This window comes from Syntrophotaleaceae bacterium, from assembly GCA_041390365.1.
GTDB lineage: Bacteria > Desulfobacterota > Desulfuromonadia > Desulfuromonadales > Syntrophotaleaceae > JAWKQB01.
In genome coordinates, this window is sequence record JAWKQB010000003.1 from 411,844 (window position 1) to 425,305 (window position 13,462).

General features: G+C 52.9%; 10 protein-coding genes. 6 read left to right on the forward strand and 4 right to left on the reverse strand.

Annotated elements, in window-relative coordinates:
- Nucleotides 1–110 precede the first annotated feature (110 nt).
- From gyrB to dnaA, 4 genes are all read right to left on the reverse strand, one after another.
- Nucleotides 111–2,498, reverse strand: coding sequence for a DNA topoisomerase (ATP-hydrolyzing) subunit B (gyrB, locus tag R2940_14255; GenBank protein MEZ4600947.1), 2,388 nt, complete (start codon nt 2,496–2,498; stop codon nt 111–113).
- 12 nt (nt 2,499–2,510) lie between these two features.
- Nucleotides 2,511–3,608 (reverse strand): DNA replication/repair protein RecF, encoded by a 1,098-nt coding sequence (gene recF / locus R2940_14260; GenBank protein ID MEZ4600948.1) that lies wholly within the window; start codon nt 3,606–3,608, stop codon nt 2,511–2,513.
- A gap of 39 nt (nt 3,609–3,647) precedes the next feature.
- On the reverse strand, nt 3,648–4,766 hold the full coding sequence (dnaN, locus tag R2940_14265) for a DNA polymerase III subunit beta (GenBank protein MEZ4600949.1): 1,119 nt from the start codon (nt 4,764–4,766) through the stop codon (nt 3,648–3,650).
- A 301-nt stretch (nt 4,767–5,067) separates the two neighbouring features.
- Nucleotides 5,068–6,426: a chromosomal replication initiator protein DnaA gene (gene dnaA, locus R2940_14270; GenBank protein ID MEZ4600950.1), complete on the reverse strand. Its 1,359-nt coding sequence runs from the start codon at nt 6,424–6,426 to the stop codon at nt 5,068–5,070.
- 461 nt (nt 6,427–6,887) lie between these two features.
- On the opposite strand from dnaA, the gene rpmH reads away from it, so the two are divergent.
- From rpmH to rsmG, 6 genes are all read left to right on the forward strand, one after another.
- Entirely contained in the window at nt 6,888–7,040 is a 153-nt protein-coding gene (gene rpmH / locus R2940_14275; protein MEZ4600951.1) for a 50S ribosomal protein L34, read from the forward strand.
- 364 nt (nt 7,041–7,404) lie between these two features.
- On the forward strand, nt 7,405–7,617 hold the full coding sequence (gene yidD, locus R2940_14280) for a membrane protein insertion efficiency factor YidD (protein MEZ4600952.1): 213 nt from the start codon (nt 7,405–7,407) through the stop codon (nt 7,615–7,617).
- Between the two features lie 45 nt (nt 7,618–7,662).
- Nucleotides 7,663–9,300: a membrane protein insertase YidC gene (gene yidC / locus R2940_14285; GenBank protein MEZ4600953.1), complete on the forward strand. Its 1,638-nt coding sequence runs from the start codon at nt 7,663–7,665 to the stop codon at nt 9,298–9,300.
- A 147-nt stretch (nt 9,301–9,447) separates the two neighbouring features.
- Nucleotides 9,448–10,821, forward strand: a complete 1,374-nt coding sequence (mnmE, locus tag R2940_14290) for a tRNA uridine-5-carboxymethylaminomethyl(34) synthesis GTPase MnmE (protein MEZ4600954.1) — start codon at nt 9,448–9,450, stop codon at nt 10,819–10,821.
- Nucleotides 10,822–10,908: 87 nt separating this feature from the next.
- Complete coding sequence (gene mnmG, locus R2940_14295; protein MEZ4600955.1) at nt 10,909–12,777, forward strand: tRNA uridine-5-carboxymethylaminomethyl(34) synthesis enzyme MnmG; 1,869 nt, start codon at nt 10,909–10,911, stop codon at nt 12,775–12,777.
- The gene (gene rsmG / locus R2940_14300; protein ID MEZ4600956.1) at nt 12,770–13,426 is read left to right on the forward strand and encodes a 16S rRNA (guanine(527)-N(7))-methyltransferase RsmG; all 657 of its coding nucleotides are present in this window, start codon (nt 12,770–12,772) and stop codon (nt 13,424–13,426) included. Before mnmG ends, rsmG begins: the two co-directional genes overlap by 8 nt.
- Nucleotides 13,427–13,462 lie beyond the last annotated feature (36 nt).

Consider the following 13,462-nt stretch of genomic DNA (forward strand, 5'->3'; position numbering starts at 1 on the left):
TTTCCTGCTAATCGTGATATCTCATTGCCGAGGCGGTTCTGTCGGGAATTCAGATTGGAGACGAGCCGGTTGTTCGAAGATCCGACTTCCGAACCCCTTTTCTCAAACCATTAAATATCCAGGTTGGCAACGTTGAGGGCGTTGTTCTCGATGAATTCCCGCCGCGGCTCGACCTGGTCTCCCATCAGCACGGTAAAAATTTCGTTGGCTTCCACCGCATCCTCTATCTTCACCTGGAGCAGAACCCGTTTTTCCGGATCCATGGTGGTTTCCCAGAGCTGATCCGGATTCATCTCGCCGAGACCTTTGTAGCGCTGGATGTACTGGCCCTTGCGCGACCTGGTCAGAAACAGATTGAGCAGTTCCTGGCGGTCGGCTACGGTGGCCTCTTCCTGTCCTTCGCTGGAGACAAAGGCCTTCTCTCCCTTGCAGACATCCTCCACCTGGCCGTAGGCCTGCAGCAGCAGCTGGTATTCCCGGGTCGACAGTGCCTCCAGAACAGCCTGATCGATGCGGGCCCTGATGTTCCCAAGGGTAAACAGTATCCGCTGCGGGTCTTCCATGACCTGAAAGGTGGCCCGGGGCTCCAGCTGCCGCAGTTTTTCCGCCAGGGGTTCCAGAGTGACCAGGTCGGCGAAGCTGTTGGCCAGTTTGCCCTGAACGAAGACCTTCAGCAGTTCAGCGTGTATCCCCTTATGCACCATTTTGTCGAATAAACGGTTATATTCTATGATGTTGCGCAGAGTCGGAATAATCTGTTTGCCCCGCAGGGTTTTTTCCGTTTTTTCAAACTGCAGGGTGATCCCTTCCACCCCCTGGCCGAGCAGATAGTCGAGCAGGGCCTCCTCGTCCTTGAGATAGATCTCGCTCTTGCCCTTCTTCGCCTTGTACAGGGGGGGTTGAGCGATGTAGAGGTAGCCCCGCTCGATGATTTCCGGCATCTGCCGGAAAAAGAAGGTCAGCAGCAGGGTACGGATATGGGAGCCGTCGACATCCGCGTCGGTCATGATGATGATCCGGTGGTAGCGGATCTTGCTGATGTCGAAATCGTCCTTGCCGATGCCGGTGCCCATAGCTGTGATCAGGGTGCGAATCTCGTTGGAGGTGAGCATCTTGTCGAAACGGGCTTTTTCGACGTTGAGAATTTTGCCCTTGAGAGGCAAAATGGCTTGATAGCGGCGGTCTCTGCCCTGTTTGGCGCTGCCTCCGGCGCTGTCACCCTCGACCAGATAGACTTCACAAAGCCCCGGATCCTTTTCCTGGCAGTCCGCCAGCTTGCCGGGCAGCGACAGACTGTCGAGAGCCCCCTTGCGCCGGGTCAGATCACGGGCCTTGCGAGCCGCCTCCCGGGCCCGGGCCGCTTCGATCCCTTTTTCGAGGATCTTGCGGGCAACCTGGGGATTTTCCTCGAGATAGGTGGCCAGTTTTTCGTTGACAAGCGTCTCCACGAACCCCTTGATCTCCGAATTGCCCAGTTTGGTCTTGGTCTGCCCCTCGAACTGGGGTTCGGGCAGCTTGACCGAAATGACTGCCGACATCCCCTCCCTCAGGTCGTCTCCCGAGATGGAGGTCTTGATGTTCTTGAGCAGGTTGTTGGCGGTGGCATAATGGTTCATGGTCCGGGTCAGGGCCGCCTTGAAACCGATCAGATGGGTTCCCCCCTCATGGGTGTTGATGTTGTTGGCAAAAGAGAAAATCCGCTCGTCGTAGCCGTCGTTGTACTGGAAGGCCACCTCCATCTCGACCCCTTCCCGCTCTCCCTTAAAGAAGATAGGCGGTGTATGGAGCGGTGTCTTGGCCCGGTTGAGATACTCGACGAAGGAAACGATCCCTCCTTCATACACGAAAACGTGTTCTTTTTCGCTCCGCTCGTCCTGGATGCGGATATGGACGCCGGCGTTGAGAAAAGCCAGTTCCCGCAGGCGGCGGGACAGGGTTTCGAAGGAAAACTCCGTGGTCTCGAAGATTTCCGGATCAGGCCAGAAAGTGATCTTGGTGCCCCTTTTTCCCGTCTCCCCCTCCTCCTTGAGCGGCTCCAGGGGCACGCCGCGACAGTAGCTCTGCCGGTACTTGCGTTTGTTGCGACGGATCTCCAGGTCGAGCCTTTCCGACAGGGCATTGACCACCGAGACTCCGACCCCGTGCAACCCTCCGGACACCTTGTAGGAATCGCTGTCGAACTTGCCGCCGGCATGGAGGACGGTCATGACCACCTCGGCTGCCGATTTTTTCATCGTTGGATGCATGTCGACCGGGATGCCGCGGCCGTTGTCCTCGACGGTCACCGACCCGTCAAGGTGAATAGTGATCTCAACTTCGTTGCAATAACCAGCCAGACTCTCGTCGATGGAGTTGTCCACCACCTCGTAAACCAGGTGATGAAGCCCCTGGACCCCGGTGGACCCGATGTACATGGCCGGCCGCTTGCGAACGGCGGAGAGCCCTTCCAGAACCTTGATGCTTCCCGCGCCGTAATCTTTTTCCTCTTGTAGACTCATGTATTCCTCGTTCTATTGAATGCAGCAGTCCAGCAACGTCCCCTGAACTACGCGAAAGGACCGCATGTCGCAGAACCCTTTGTCAATCATGGAATGCAGCTCGGTGGTGGTGACGAAAACCTGTCCTCGCCGGCTGCGTAAAAATTGGAAGAAAAATTCCTGTCTTGTCCGGTCAAGTTCACCGGTCATGTCGTCCAGCAGCAACACCGGCAGGATGCCTGCATGGCTTTCCAGATCCATGATCTGAGCCGTCTTGAAGGCCAGCATGAAGGAACGCTGCTGCCCCTGGGAACCGAACACCCGCAGAGAATGACCATTGACGGTGAAAACCGGATCGTCCCGATGGGGCCCGGCGAGAGTGGTTCCCAGGCGCCTCTCTCGGGAAGAGCGCTGCCTTATTTCACCGCGCAGGCGTTCTTCCAGCTGCCCTATATCCTCACCCTGATCCGGGTAGATGAGGTCGGCCTCTTCCCGTCCGTCGGTAATGGCCCGGTAAGTCGCTTGCAACAAAGGCACCAATCGCTGCAAATACCGGCTCCGCCGCAGACGAACTCGGGCGCCGGCGGCGATCAGTCCCTCGGTCCAGGGAATCAGGTGATCTCCATGGCACCCTTCCTTGAGCAGCCGGTTTCTCTGTTTGAGCAGACGATGAAAATTGCGGGCCTCCTGCAAAAAAACCGGATCGGTCTGAAAAACGGCCCGGTCGAGCAGCGCCCTACGGCCGGCAGGGAACCCGCGTACCAGGCTCACTTCCTCGGGAGCGAACAGGACCGATGAAAACCAGCCGAGAAAATCGGAACTGCTGGAAATCCCCTTGCCGTCGACCTGAACGCTTTTCCCCTGTTCCTGGAGGGTCAGTCCTATGGAGTGACGGGTATTCCCCTTTTCCACCTCGGCGCAAAGACGGCCGAAGGGAGTGTCCCGCCGGATCATATCGTCATTGCGGGCCCCGCGAAAGCTCTTCAGATGACCTAGCAGATAGATGGCTTCAAGGATATTGGTTTTTCCCTGGGCGTTTTCTCCCCAGAGAATGTTTAAGCCCGGTCCTGGTACCAGTTCGGCTTGAGTGACATTGCGAAAGTTGTGCAATACCAGGCGGCGCAGATGCATGGAGTCAGAAAAGCTCCTGTCCCTTCAGCGGTCGTCCCATCAGAGCCGCATGGGCATGATGACCGTGAGAAAATCCGCCGTATTCACCGGGGTGACCATTCCTGGTGAAAGCTTGTCCTTCAAAGCCATCCGCACTTTCGGCTCACTCTGCGCATTGAGTATGTCGATCAGATACCTGGCGTTGAAGCCCACGGCAATTTCCTCTCCGTTGTATTCGATGTCGAAATCTTCCCGGGCGTCACCAAACTCGGGATTGGAGGAGGACATTTCGAGAAGGTTGGTTCGCAGAACGATCCTGACCCCCTTGGATTTTTCACTGGAAAGAATAGACATCCGCCGCAGGGCATGCAGGAAGGTATCGGTGGGGATCACCGCAACCATTTCATTGGACTTCGGAATGACCCGATCGTAATCGGGGAATTCCCCGTCTACCAGACGCATGACGACCACCGTCTGCTCTTTCTGGATCACCGCATTGTTGTCGAGAAAACCCAGTTGCAGATCGCCGTTGCTTTCATCTGCCATTTTTCGCAGTTCGTGAATGCCTTTGCGCGGGAAAATAACACCTCGCGACAACTGTTCTATGTGGGAAACATCGATATCTTTTTGAACCAGGGCCAGCCGGTGTCCATCGGTGGCGACCAGACGCAGGCAGGGTCTGCCGTCCACCTCCAGAGAGCGGAAGTAGATGCCGTTAAGGTTGTACTTGCTCTCATCGGTGGAAATGGAAAAACTGGTTTTGTCGATCATCTCCTTCAACACACCACCGTCGATGCGGAAGAACTGCTCCTTCTGAAAATTTGGAAAAAACGGAAATTCCTCGGCGGACAGCCCTACGATATTGAAAAAGGCCTTGCCACAGCGAATTTCGATCCAGCAATTGTCCTTGGCGTTGAAATCGATCTCCTTCTCCGGAAGCTCCTTGATGATTTCAAACAGCTTTTTCGCCGAAACAGTGATCTTTCCGGCGGTGGTGACATTGGCCGGATAGGTGGCCTTCATTCCCACCTCGAGGTCGGTCGCCGTCAGATGAATCTCCCCATCACCCGCCTCGATAAGGACGTTGGAGAGGATGGGGATGGTGTTCTTTTTTTCCACGATTCCCTGAACCCGGGCGAGCCCCCTGAGGAATACTTCTTTTTCAATGGAAAAATGCATGACGCCTCCTGTATACAGGCAACTACTCTTATTGTTTTTAATAATCTATTTGACAGTCGATAGTAACAGTTTCCTGTGAATTTGGGTATATCTCTGTTTTCTTTTTGTATTTCAACAGGTTGATCTGTTGAAAAAAAACCTTTCCGGCTGTGGTCAGAAGACCCCGTTTTGTTGATAACCAGCAGAGTTCAAAATTTACCCACGGCTGTCCCCGGAACCGCCCACAGTTTTCGAAGAGGCTAAATTTACCAAAAAGTCCCTTCCCGGATAACTTCTTTCGGTCCTGGCAGGCCGGTACTCTTCAACTCGTCAGATCTTTTTTCAGAGCATTGATGGTCGACCTGACCTGGAAGTCCTCGTCCATGATTTTTTCAATCTTTTTGATGGCATGAATGATCGTGGAATGATCCTTGCCGCCGAATTTTTCGCCGATTTCAGGAAAGGAATGGGATGTCAGTTGCCGGGTCAGATACATGGCGATCTGCCGGGGGAGTACCAGGGCCTTCATCCGCTTGGAGGACTTGATGTCGGAAACCTTGATGGAAAAATGGGTGGCGACCTGTTTCTGGATCTCTTCGATGGTCAACTCCCGCTTTTTTTCGATAAGAATATCCTTGAGGATATCCTGTGCCATCTCCAGGGAGACCGGGGTGGCGGTCAAGCTGGAATAGGCGCCGATGCGGATCAGGTAACCTTCCAGTTCCCTGACGTTGCTGCTGACGGAGTTGGCCAGGAAACAGACCACCTCCTCGGGGAGATCTATTCCGTTCTGTTCGGCCTTCATTTTCAGAATGGCCTGCTTGGTCTCCATGTCCGGCGCCTGAATGTCTGCGATCAATCCCCATTCAAACCGGGAACGGAGCCGCTCCTCCAGGCCCGGTATCTCCTTCGGGAACTTGTCGGAAGTGACCACGATCTGCTTGTGGGAATCGTAAAGCGCGTTGAACGTATGAAAGAACTCCTCCTGGGTTCTCTCCTTGCCGGCTATGAACTGGACGTCGTCGATAAGCAGAACATCCATAGATCTGAATTTATTACGAAATTCATCCATCTTGGCATAACGGAGAGAGTTGATGAGTTCATTCATGAATTTTTCCGAGGTGTAATAGCACACCTTCATATCCGGATTGTTCTTCAGGATGGCATTGCCGATGGCCGTGATAAGATGGGTCTTGCCCAACCCCACCCCTCCATAGATGAACAGGGGATTGTAGGTAGTGGCCGGATTGTTGGCAACTGCCATCGCCGCAGCACAGGCAAACTGGTTGGAGGAGCCCAGAACGAATTCCTCGAAGGTATATTTGACATTCAGGTTGAACCCGTTGTTTCGGGATCGGGTCGGAACCACCTTTTCCTGGGAAGCAACCGGGTTTGGTTCCTCCCGCTCTTTTGGAGGAAGGGAAGATGCCTGCCGATTCTTTGCCGAGGCGATATTCAGGTTTATGCGGAAGGATTCAGTGGTGATTTCCGAAAGAATCTCCTGGATCAGCGGGGTGTAATGGTCCCTGATCCAGTCCAGGACGAAACGATTGGGTACCTCGAGGAAAATGACATTTTCTTCCACGCCGATAAAATTGATCGGTTTAATCCAGGTGGAGAAATGTTGAGGGGTGAGGGTTTGTTCCAGTTGGGTCAGGGTTTTTTCCCAAATTCCGTTCATCGGCATCGTCTGACAAAACCAAATTTATGGAAATCTATATATTCCGGGAGAAAAACATATATCCACAGAGATATTAACAGCTGTGGATAAATGGATTTCTTTAAATTCGGCGGGAGCTGAGACCCGATCTGCAGGCCATTAAAAAAGAGAATTCAAGCTAACAGAGGTGATAGTCTTTTGCAAGATGTTTTTAAAAAACCGGCAAACGGCACCCTGCCCCTTATACAAGGGAAAGAGGGTTTCCTGCTTGACAAAAATTCGCTATCGTGATTAATAATGCGATTTGCCGGTTTCCGTTCCGACAGCAGTCTGGTGCAAGGACGGCCAGAATTGGAATCCGGTCCCCGTTTTCGGGAAAGAAGCCTTCAGCCGGATGTAGCGGCTTGTGCCGTCCGAAGGGATCGGCCGGATTTGGTCCGGTTGAACCTTAACCATTATAAAGAACAGGAGAATTTGAGAAAATGTCGAAAAGAACTTATCAGCCCAGCAAAATTCGCCGGAAAAGAACCCACGGATTTCGTTCCAGGATGCAGACCAAGAACGGCCGTTTGGTGCTGAAGCGCCGTCGTGCCCGTGGTCGGAAGAGCCTGGTGCCTACTATACCCACCAAGTAGGATTTCAAGGATCGATGGGGGAGGAATTTCCCAGGGAAAGGCGAATCTGCAGGCGGGAGGATTTTCTTCTCGCCTCTCGCCGGGGGCAAAGGCGGAACAGCCCGCACTTTCTAGTCATTTTGTTGAGAAATACCGATAAATGTTCCACCCGGCTCGGTTTAACCGTCAGTCGGAAAGTCGGAGGGGCCATTCAGAGAAACCGGGTCAAAAGACTGGTTAGAGAGTTTTTTCGCCGTCATTTAAAACATTTGCCGGAAAACACCGATATTTCCGTCGTCGCTAAAAAAGGAGCCCCGGATCTGGATTTTGACCAGGTCTGTTCCGAGTTGAAGACGGTTTTCGGCCTCTCCGCTGTGAAAAAACGATGTTCAAAAAACTGATTCTCGTGTTGATAGTAGCCTATCAGCGGCTGATTTCCCCCCTACTGGTGCCTTCCTGCCGATATTATCCCTCCTGTTCCCAGTATGCTTTTGAGGCGATCACCAGATATGGCGCCCTTCGTGGAGGGCTTATGACACTCTGCCGGTTGCTGCGCTGTCATCCTTTCCATCCGGGAGGGTATGATCCGGTCAAATAACCGAAAGAGATTTCGAGCGGTTAACCGCGGAGAGAACGCATATATATGGAAAACAGAAACCTTATTATAGCTTTCATCCTCATTCTGGGCGTGTGGTTTGGCAGCAGCCTGCTCTTCCCGGCAAAACCAGTGCCCCAGGCAGATCGAGGATCTGCTGAGGTACAGACATCCGGGGAAAAAGCAGAGACATCCTTCAGTGAAAAGAACGTCAGTGACGACAGGGAATTGAAACAAACGACTCTTCCTTTACCGGAATCCGCGGCCGCCTTGGAATCGAGAGAGCTGGTTGTGGAAACCGACCTCTTTACCGCTGTTTTCACCAACTCCGGTGGTCGTCTCAAATCTCTTACCCTGAAAGATTACAGGCAGACTCCCAAAAAGGACTCTCCCCTGGTCTCACTGGTTTCGGTGAAGGATGATCATTTGGCCACTCTGAGGACATCCGGTCTCGGAGATTTCGGTTTTTCCTCTGAAACACTTTTTTCCATGGCCACCCAAGAGGACCTCCTGGTTTTGGGACCCGGTGAGCAAAAGGAAATTGTCTTCAGTACCCAGGCGGACAGCGGCCTTCGCGTCGACAAGGTCTTTACGGTTTACGGAGACCGGTACGATTTCGACCTCCAAGTCAGAGTGACCAATACCTCCTCGCAGCCCCGCCGCGGATCTTTGAGTCTCGCCCTGGTTCAACCCTGGGACGATTCCATGGACAAATCGCGATATTCATTTACCGGACCGGCCGTTTTCGAGGATGAAAAGGTTCACACCTATAAGGTCGAGGATATCGAGGAGCAGGCCGTCGAACATGGGGAAGGTGCGGGCTGGACGGCTTTTGAGAAGGAGTATTTTATGGCCGCAGCCGTCCCCCTTACCGGGGCCGGTGAAAATTACCGCCTGGCCAAGGTGGGGCAGGCCGTGGAAAACAGCATTGTCAGCGATGTCCGGATTGTCAATCCCGGGGAACAGACCGCGTTTGAATTTCTCCTTTATTACGGCCCCCGCGATCTCGAAATTCTCAAGAAGGTCGGCCATTCCCTCGAAGAGGCTATCGATTTTGGATTTTTCGGGGTCATTGCCCGGCCGCTGCTCAGTGTACTCAAGTTCTTTTACCAGTATGTCGGCAATTACGGTGTGGCCATCATTCTACTGACGTTTATAATCAAACTGCTCTTCTGGCCCTTGACCAGAAAGAGTTACCAGTCGATGAAGTCGATGCAGACCTTGCAACCCGAAATGCAGAAAATTCGGGAGAAGCACAAGAACGACAAAGAGAAGATGAACAAGGAGATCATGGAGCTTTACAAGACCAAAAGGGTCAACCCCATGGGTGGATGCCTCCCTATGTTTATTCAGATCCCGGTCTTCTTCGCGCTCTACAAGGTTCTTCTGGGTACCATCGAACTGCGGCACGCTCCCTTTGTTTTCTGGATTCAAGATCTGGCGGCCAAGGATCCCTACTACATCACGCCGCTTATAATGGGAGCCACCATGTTTATCCAGCAGAAGATGAGTCCCAGTACCATGGATCCTGCACAGGCTAAAATTTTCATGTTCATGCCGATCATTTTTACCTTTATGTTTCTCAACTTTCCGTCGGGTCTGGTTCTGTACTGGCTGGTCAACAATCTATTGACCATTTTGCAGCAATGGTTTATCAACCGGGAAAGCAAGCCGGCCACGGCCTGATTTTCCGGTAAACAGTTTTAGCGTCAATTGTTGGGAGGCCCTTTCAGGTGCCTCCCATCCTTTTTTGCTGAGAGCGGAATAACAAATAGGCCTTCGGATTCTCAACCCCGAGATGCCCACAGGACAACAGGAATCAAAAGGATTTTTATGGAGCTGGCGGATCAGGATACCATTGTCGCCATAGCCACTCCTCCCGGAGAAGGAGGAATAGGTGTCATCCGGCTATCCGGTGTCGAGGCCGAGAACCTGCTGTTGCAGCATTTTCAGCCGGGAATGCCCGGCGAATCCCTTCAGTCTCACAAACTTTACTATGGGAAAATTGTTGGGGCGGAAGGTGAAATGATCGACGAAGTTCTGGCCGTTGTCATGCGGTCGCCCCGCTCCTACACCCGGGAAGATGTCGTTGAGATTCAATGTCATGGCGGCAGAGTGGTTCAAACCCGGATTCTGCACCTGCTTGTGGATAGCGGAGCCCGTCTGGCACGGCCCGGTGAATTCACTCTGCGCGCCTTTCTCAATGGCAGGATAGATCTCGCCGAGGCTGAGGCCGTTATCGACCTGATTCGGTCCAGGTCCGAGGCTGCTTTTCATGTAGCTCTCGGGCAGATGACGGGGAAACTGTCCAAGAAAATTCACCAGTACAGGGATCAATTGGGGTATTTGCTGGGGGAGGTAGAGGCCGGGATCGATTTTCCTGAAGAGGATCTGGAAACCGAGGAAGGGCAGGAGCTCTATGACAGGGGGACCCTGTTGCTCGCCGATATGGAGTCTGTCCTCGCCACCTTTGAATCAGGGCGCGTGTTGAAGGAGGGTCTTGGGATCCTTATCTTTGGGAAACCGAATGTAGGGAAAAGCTCGTTGATGAACGGTTTGCTCGGTGAGGCCAGGACCATTGTCACCGAGATTCCCGGCACGACTCGTGATACCATCGAGGAAAGCCTCGTCCTGGGAGGTATCCCTCTCAGACTCGTCGATACTGCCGGAGTCCGGGAAACCGTCGATCCCGTGGAGGCTGAAGGGGTTAAACGGGCCAGGGGTAAACTGAGCCAATCTGATCTGGTTCTTCTGGTCATCGATGGAAGCGGCCCTCTGGATCAGGATGATTTTTTCGCCCTCGACGCTTGTAAAGAGAGGCGTGTTCTGCTGATCGTCAACAAGAAGGACCTGGGTGTCGTCGACCTTGTTCCTCCTTTCGCACAGCTTCCGAAAATCCATGTGTCCACATTGGTCGGTGATGGACTGGATCAGATAGAGGCATACATATCCAAAATATTCGGAGGAGGATCTGGTGCCGATGTTCGTGAATCGGTTGCACTGTCCGATGCCCGGCATCGTGAAGCACTGGTGAGGGGAAAACAAGCCTTGGAAAGGTTCCTGCTGGGATTAAAAGCGCAAACAGCGCCGGAACTTCTGGCAGTAGAAATCAGGGATGCCCTTGATGCCATTGGAGAGATCACCGGGGAAACAACCCCTGCCTCTATTCTGGAAAATATATTTTCCCGATTCTGTATTGGGAAATAGAAATATTCGGATTATAGAGAGGCCTCTAAAATGTTCCACGTGAAACATCCCTTTTCAATTCCCGGCTGATTTCAAGGAATTATTACCATGTATGGGTACGGAAAAGATTATCAGGTGATAGTCGTTGGTGCTGGTCATGCGGGTTGTGAGGCCGCTTTAGCTTCTGCCCGAATGGGCTGCACCACCCTTCTTCTGAATATGAGCCTGGATGCGGTTGCCCAGATGTCCTGTAATCCGGCTATAGGAGGATTGGCAAAAGGTCATCTGGTTAAAGAGATCGATGCCCTCGATGGGATGATGGCCCGTTGCATCGATGAGACAGGGATCCAGTTTCGTATCCTGAATACAAAAAAAGGTCCGGCGGTACAGGCCTCACGAGCCCAGGCCGACCGCAGGAAATACCAGGCCTGGATGAAAAGATGTCTCGAGAGGACACCGAACCTGGATTTAAAACAGGCGGCGGTTGTCAAGCTTCTGTTGGAAGGGACCAGGGTCAAGGGGGTGGAAACCAGGGATGGTCTGGTATTTCGGGGACAGGCCGTCGTGCTGACCACCGGTACCTTTATGCGGGGCCTGATTCATGTGGGTCTCAAAAATTTTCCCGGGGGTCGCGCAGGGGAACCTCCCTCGGAAGGTTTATCCGATTTCCTCCGCCAGTTGGGATTCCGTGTCGGCCGCTTGAAAACGGGCACTCCCCCACGAATCGATGGTAATACGGTTGATTTTTCCCGCACAGAGCCTCAGCCGGGAGATGTGCCTCCCCGTCCTTTTTCCCTGTTGACAAGGGAGATAACAGGGCCTCAGGTGCCCTGCTTTATAACCGGAACCAATCCCCGCACCCATGAAATAATCAGGTCGGGCCTGGACAGGTCTCCACTTTACAGCGGTGTCATCGAAGGGGTCGGTCCCCGCTATTGCCCATCAATTGAAGATAAGGTGGTTCGTTTCCCGGAAAAAGAATATCACCAGGTGTTCCTGGAACCGGAGGGTCTGGATACGTCGGAAATGTATCCCAATGGAGTACCGACATCCCTGCCGCCAGATATTCAACTGGCCTTTCTGCGCACCATTCCGGGACTCGAACAGGTTGAAATAACCCGGCCGGGTTATGCAATCGAATATGATTACGTCGATCCTGTCCAGCTGAAATCGACTTTGGAGACCAGGGAGATAGAAGGTCTGTATCATGCGGGACAGATCAACGGTACCTCCGGGTATGAAGAAGCCGGAGCTCAGGGTTTGATCGCTGGGATAAATGCCGCCCTGCAGGTTTATGGTCGGAGTCCATTGATTGTCGGGCGTGACCAAGGTTATATCGGAGTACTGATCGACGATCTGGTGACCCACGGAACCAAAGAACCTTATCGCATGTTCACCTCAAGAGCAGAATATCGCCTGCTATTGCGCGAGGACAATGCCGACCAGAGGTTGACGGAACAGGGTTATCATTTAGGCGTTGTTGGGGAAGAGCGGTGGCGGCACTACTCCGAAAAAATGAACCAATTGGCTCGAGGGCGAATCCTGTTGGAACAGACAAGGATAAAACCCGGTAATCGAAAGGCGGTGGATCATCTGGGCCTGACAGACCTGAAGAACGGCTCAACCCTGGAACAGTTGTTGCGCCGACCGGATGTGACTATCGAACAGCTGGCAACACTGGATTCAGATTTGTCCGCTCTCGACCCTTCCGTCCTTGAGCAATTGGAGATTGCGACTAAATACGAGGGTTATATTAAGCGACAACTGGACCAGGTCGGCCGGTTTCAAAAAACTGAACGTATCCTGATTCCGGAGGATTTCGACTTTACGACCATTTCGGGCCTGTCTTCTGAAGTAAAGGAGAAGCTTTCCAGGACCCGACCGGAAAATCTGGGCCAGGCATCAAGGATACCGGGAGTGACCCCGGCAGCCCTGGCCATTCTGTCCGTAATGCTGAGAAAACACAGCCATGTCTGACCGGGAAAAACTATCTGAAATGTTGGCGGCGCTGAGTATTTCGGTGTCTGAAAAAGCCATTACCCAATTATTACACTTGCGCAATGAGTTGCTGCGATGGAACAGCACCATCAATCTGACGGCGATAAAGAATCCAGACGAGGCCATGGAAAAACACTTGGTGGATTCGCTGACTCTTCTCCCCTTCATTGAGAAAAACGGCAACCTGCTTGATCTGGGGTCAGGTGCGGGCTTCCCTGGTATCCCGATTAAAATAGTCTGCCCGGATCTGGAAGTATGGTCGATCGATTCCAATGGTAAGAAAATCGCCTTTCAGAACCATATGGTCAGGGAATTGAGTCTGCAGAACTTCAAGGCCTGCCGCCTTCGGGCAGAGAATTTGCAGGACGTAAAGCATATTCCGAAATTCGGCATGATCGTGGCAAGAGCCTTTTCAGGGATTCTCCCGATTCTTGAATTGGCTGAGCCTTTGCTTTCAGAAAAAGGGATGATTGTCGCCATGAAAGGTCCCGATGGGGACAGGGAGTTGGCGGAAGCGGCTCCTGCCCTGGCAGCAGCAGAGATGGTCTGCTCAGGTCAACACTCCCTGCAACTGCCGGTTTCCGGAGCCTCCCGTACTCTGTTTTTCTTTTCCAGGAAAAACCGATAAAACATTCTCTTTTGATGGTACTGGTGCCCGTCCCGG

What these genes read in the sequence shown, in the direction of transcription:
- gyrB (MEZ4600947.1), bottom strand. Translation starts at nt 2,498, where the DNA reads ATGAGTCTACAAGAGGAAAAAGATTACGGCGCGGGAAGCATCAAGGTT.
- recF (MEZ4600948.1), bottom strand. Translation starts at nt 3,608, where the DNA reads ATGCATCTGCGCCGCCTGGTATTGCACAACTTTCGCAATGTCACTCAA.
- dnaN (MEZ4600949.1), bottom strand. Translation starts at nt 4,766, where the DNA reads ATGCATTTTTCCATTGAAAAAGAAGTATTCCTCAGGGGGCTCGCCCGG.
- dnaA (MEZ4600950.1), bottom strand. Translation starts at nt 6,426, where the DNA reads ATGAACGGAATTTGGGAAAAAACCCTGACCCAACTGGAACAAACCCTC.
- rpmH (MEZ4600951.1), top strand. Translation starts at nt 6,888, where the DNA reads ATGTCGAAAAGAACTTATCAGCCCAGCAAAATTCGCCGGAAAAGAACC.
- yidD (MEZ4600952.1), top strand. Translation starts at nt 7,405, where the DNA reads ATGTTCAAAAAACTGATTCTCGTGTTGATAGTAGCCTATCAGCGGCTG.
- yidC (MEZ4600953.1), top strand. Translation starts at nt 7,663, where the DNA reads ATGGAAAACAGAAACCTTATTATAGCTTTCATCCTCATTCTGGGCGTG.
- mnmE (MEZ4600954.1), top strand. Translation starts at nt 9,448, where the DNA reads ATGGAGCTGGCGGATCAGGATACCATTGTCGCCATAGCCACTCCTCCC.
- mnmG (MEZ4600955.1), top strand. Translation starts at nt 10,909, where the DNA reads ATGTATGGGTACGGAAAAGATTATCAGGTGATAGTCGTTGGTGCTGGT.
- rsmG (MEZ4600956.1), top strand. Translation starts at nt 12,770, where the DNA reads ATGTCTGACCGGGAAAAACTATCTGAAATGTTGGCGGCGCTGAGTATT.